Source organism: Microcoleus sp. N9_A1 (assembly GCF_036701795.1).
Lineage (GTDB): Bacteria > Cyanobacteriota > Cyanobacteriia > Cyanobacteriales > Microcoleaceae > Microcoleus.
The window spans coordinates 1-4476 of sequence record NZ_JAUBRI010000148.1 but is presented as its reverse complement, the minus strand read 5'-3'; the positions used below and the strand labels follow the sequence as shown (position 1 = coordinate 4476).

3 protein-coding genes and 2 pseudogenes are annotated in these 4476 nt (G+C 45.5%); 1 reads left to right on the top strand and 4 read right to left on the bottom strand.

Annotated features, from left to right (window positions below; translation table 11 throughout):
* Positions 1–216: 216 nt before the first annotated feature.
* The gene (locus QUA58_RS30850) at positions 217–1122 is read right to left on the bottom strand and encodes an alpha/beta hydrolase (protein ID WP_333257209.1); all 906 of its coding nucleotides are present in this window, start codon (positions 1120–1122) and stop codon (positions 217–219) included.
* 529 nt (positions 1123–1651) lie between these two features.
* Here QUA58_RS30850 and QUA58_RS30845 point away from each other — a divergent pair.
* Entirely contained in the window at positions 1652–2266 is a 615-nt protein-coding gene (locus tag QUA58_RS30845) for a hypothetical protein (protein ID WP_333397937.1), read from the top strand.
* Here QUA58_RS30845 and QUA58_RS30840 read toward each other — a convergent pair.
* The 3 genes and pseudogenes from QUA58_RS30840 to QUA58_RS30830 all read right to left on the bottom strand — a co-directional run.
* On the bottom strand, positions 2234–3208 hold the full coding sequence (locus tag QUA58_RS30840; RefSeq protein ID WP_333397935.1) for a hypothetical protein: 975 nt from the start codon (positions 3206–3208) through the stop codon (positions 2234–2236). The genes QUA58_RS30845 and QUA58_RS30840 overlap by 33 nt on opposite strands.
* Before the next feature lie 463 nt (positions 3209–3671).
* Positions 3672–4289 (bottom strand): annotated as a pseudogene (locus QUA58_RS30835) (ISL3 family transposase).
* Positions 4290–4476 (bottom strand): annotated as a pseudogene (locus QUA58_RS30830) (ISL3 family transposase); the annotation flags it as partial.

The following is a 4476-nucleotide window of genomic DNA, read 5'->3' as shown; positions in this document are numbered from 1 at the left end:
TTTCACATGTTTGTGGGATGGGCGTCCGGCCCGTCCAAAATGGAGGGGCCGGACGCCCATCCCACAATAACAATTAAAATTGTAAGTTATTGAATTCGCGATCCTAAGTTGAGATCTATGGGTAGTGGGGAATTAATCTTCCTTCTTCCCTGGAAACTGGAACGTCTATCCGTGACATCCGTTTGCATTCGTTAAAAAATCCGTTTCCGAACTTCTTCACGCTTCCGAAAGCAATTTTAGATATTGCCGAATTAAGCCAATAGTCACAGCGGGAATTTCTAACTGCGGAGTCAAACCTACGTTTTCCAGAGGTTGAAAAACTTTGATTGCTTCCGGGTTGAGGTTGGCCAACCGCTGGCCGATATCGGGCCCGGTAAACTGCGATTTTTCTCCCCAAATAATCGCTGTCGGCGTTGTTAGCTGAGTGATGTACAGCGACAAATCAAAGCACAAATCTCCCCGCACAAAAGACAGGGCGGCATATTCTGCATTTGGTTCCAAAGCAGATGCGAGGTAAGCATCAACAATTTCTTGGTAAACGCGACGCGAATCGGCAAATTGGCGTTGTTCTAGGAAGCTACGGATGCCACCGTCTGTGGCGATTCCGGTACTGTAGAGCAAGCGGTCTAAAATCGGCGTGTTGACTAGCTTAGCGAAGAAACTGCTGCCGTAATCTTGTCCGAAGTCGGACAAACCGCTGGGTATGGTCAAAATTAGGGATTTGAAGAGATCCGGCCGTGCGATCGCAGCTCGAATCGCGATCGCCCCTGTTAGCGAAGAAGCAATCACCTCTGTCGGACTGCCACAAGTTTTTTCTAGAAATTCGATCAAGGTTGTGATATAATCTTCCACCTGATAATTTCTTGCCGGATGTTCAGATCGCCCCCAACCGATTAAATCCGGTGCTAAAATTCGATATTCTGCCGCAAAAGCCGGATAAACTTTAGACCATTCGTAGGCACTCGACCCGCCACCAAAACCGTGAAAAAATACTAAGTTTGGTTGATTTTCCGAAGTTGAGGTCGGCAACCCCATCCAAGGCATTTTTTCAGCAGTGTAGTAAACCATTCTGCCGAGAGAAGTAACTATTGATCGCTGACCGAAGCCGAGGGGTACAAGCATAAACTAACCTCAATCACTGTTATATTTTAGATTTTTTTGAGCCGCCCCGTCTTTGTTTAAAAAACTTGCAAAGCTGGTGGCGTTTTTGTAAAGATTGAGTAATGATTTAAATCTATTTTAGTACAGGTGAAGCGTGAAACTACAGACAGCAAGTAAGTTTTGCGATTTGGGCAATTCGGCTGTGTAGTTATCCTTACCCTTGCAAACTACCGCCGATCGGAGATAATAGCAAAATGATGGGTAAGACCCCTCAACAAAATAGAGTCTGTTCGCCAACCGCGAAAGCAGGCGCTCGGAAAGGGGGACTATTAGAACTCGCTTTCAGTCAGGTGGCAGGTTGGCCGACGCTGGCCAATCACAAATCATTAATCACGATATTTTGCGGAGCAGTGGCTTTTGAGGTCGAAAGTCTTTGTTGGAGGGCGGGCGATGGGGTTTCGATTCCTAACTGCAGGTTTGGCAATCACTGGCCTCGCCGTTATCAATTCCAAAACAGAAGAAACAACTAATCTCAGGGAGGTCTACTAAAATGCAACTGCTCAGAAAACGGGATCGCGAGGGTTTTATGGTTGATGCGAAAAGTCTTCAATCTGACGGGTTGGCAGAATTTGACACAGCCTGTCGAAGCATGGATTTAAACGGCAAAAAGTCTTTTGTCGCCACTCCAGAACGCTCAGGCGCAGGGTCAGAGGTGCGATCGCGCGCCACAGTACCTGCGATCGTCCGCGTAGCTTTAGAAGACTTGAAATGCTTTGAAGTAGTAGAACACCAGTTTGCACATTGGGGGGTGACTTTTAGCAATGCCGTCGCCATCCAACCTTCAAACCCAGCCTTTTTCACGGGTTCTGGGGCAACAGTGTTAATGGGGGCCCCCAAAAGCGGACTGATAGAAGTAACTTTTAAGTATCCAGTTCGCTGGGTGTCGGGACTTGTCACCAGTTCGCGACGAACTGTTTTATCTGCTTGTGACATTGACGGCAACCCAATTGTTCAGGATGAAATGCCGGCGCCCAATCTGGTCGGGTCTAATTCTCCGATCGCCCCTAGGGCTCCCCTGCGCGTAAAAGCTCGGAATATTCATAAAATTACTTTTTACGCTTTTGACGGTCAGCTAATAGTCGATGACTTGATGTTTGGATTTTAAAGCCATGCCATAAGTAGCATCCCAAGTCTGCAAACCTTCGAGAAGGGCATTGCGGACTAAAGCTTCTGGTTCCCGACTCAGCATCAGGCGAAAGCACTCGGCAGCGTGGGAACAGGCGATCCTCTTCCTTGGCGTAGCCCCCGTAGGGGCGGGCTTCGCTAACGAACTTTTGACAGAGCTCACAGGGCCAAACCCACCCTGATTCACCAAATCGGTGATTTGCCGCACTGCAATCAAACGCTTCACGGGGTCAGCATCAGTCAAATCCGCCAAGATGCGATCGAGCGCCACTTCATCTTTTGCGGCCCCCAGACTCAACCCTTGCCGCAGCAACAGCCCTGCAATCGCGATCGTCCCCAAATTCTGCAAAATCAGGCTCAAAGCCATCCAGTGGCTGCTTGAGTCAGCCCAAACCCCCAAACTCATGTAAGCGCCCAAGGTAGCCATGGCACCGGTGCCCACGGCTAAAACGAACCGGCGGTTCGGGCCCTCCCAAAATTGCTCGCTTTTCGATCGCAGCAATTGCCAGTCCCACGACTGCCCTCGGTAAACCAGCATCATCGCTGCTATCCCCAAGCCTGTGGAAAACAGTAACTCACTGTTCCACCACCCCCAAACTGCTGCCAGGGTGACAACTGCCAACCAACCTTTCGATCGAATCAAGCTCTCTAGCAGCCACTTGAGAAAGGCGGTAGAAACCACAGGCGATCGGGCCCCGGAGGTCTTACCATCTGCCCTCCGGCGCATTGTTTCGGCAGTCCGGCCTGTGGCTGTTGGGGTTCCCGGCGGGCGATCGTCCGAACTAAATTCCCTCAAAGCTTGGCCATCAGTTATTTCTAAGGACAATTCGCTCAAGGGGAGATTACCTAGTTCCAAAGTGCGATCGGACACTTTCACAGGCGATCTATTCAGCTTGGTTGTAGTTTTTTTAACTTGATTCATACTGACTTTTTTGAAAAATAACTTAAAGTTATCCAGGCTTTTTTAGCACTGATTTAGATTCTCGGCAAACAAGGTCTAAGACTCTATGATACCCTAAATTCAAACCCGTGACGAGTACCGCAACTGCGCCGAATTCCGACAAATCATTACCAAAAATATAGCAATCCTCGCATCATTCGTGAATTTCTTACTCCCTCAGAGCGAGTTCGGGGAGGGTTGGGGTGGGGTAAAAGATTTACGACTCCTGCAAGGATTGCTATAGAGCTATTGAAGATATTTAAGAAAAGCACGACAGGTTAACAGCGAATATTTTTGCATCAATCTTGAGACATAAAGTCGATCGGAGTTGGCATGATGGCAAAAAATCGAAATTTAAAAATTTCAGAAAATAGGGGAATTTTGAGTAATTCAATTTGTCCGCCAAGAAATGCAGGCTCTCCTGAACTTGTGGTGATAATTTTATCTAATCAGAAAAACAAGCTAATACGCGATTTCTAAAATTATTAAAATTAGAAAAGCCATATCCTTGCCGCATTATCAACTTGATTCGATTGTTGATTCCTTCCATGACTCCACTTGTTGTGCGATTAAGAAACTAATTGCAAATACCCTCAAAATGATTCTCAATTGTTAATACAGATTATCTAAAAAATACTTGTGCATGATTTAGCCATTGTTTGATTTTTTTTTGCCCTTTTTTGACGGTCAAATTAGTCTCATATATTTCTCTAAATTCTTCTTTCATCTCATACGCAATTCTCAAGCATTCTGATTTGCCTAGTGTTGATTCCAATTTGTCAATCTGCTCGGACTTAAAATTTACTCGGTTACTTAATAATAAGTATTTACTTTGTCTATCTGTTATTCCGGCTGCTCTACGCAATTTATTCAAGTCTTTATTAACTATTTTCATTACATGGAAACTATCGATAACAACCTTGGCATTTGGAAATACTTTTTTGATAACTTTAGGGAATCCTCCCCACATATCAACACTCACCTCCTCAACTTGTTCTCGAACCTCAATTTCCTGTGTCAGAAGAACTTCAATGATTTCTTCGGAACGATGAGAATCAATCATCTAAATTAAATTACCTTCGGAAATGTCACCAACGACAGTCACAAAATTTCCTTGACCTTTCCGCATACTTATCTCGTCCAGAGAGATTCGTTTAGCCTCTCCCCAATTTATTTTTTTTTGAGCTTTGTTTACTTGATCAAATATTCCTTTTATTTCGTGATAGCTCAGTTCTTCTTCTCGTCCAATT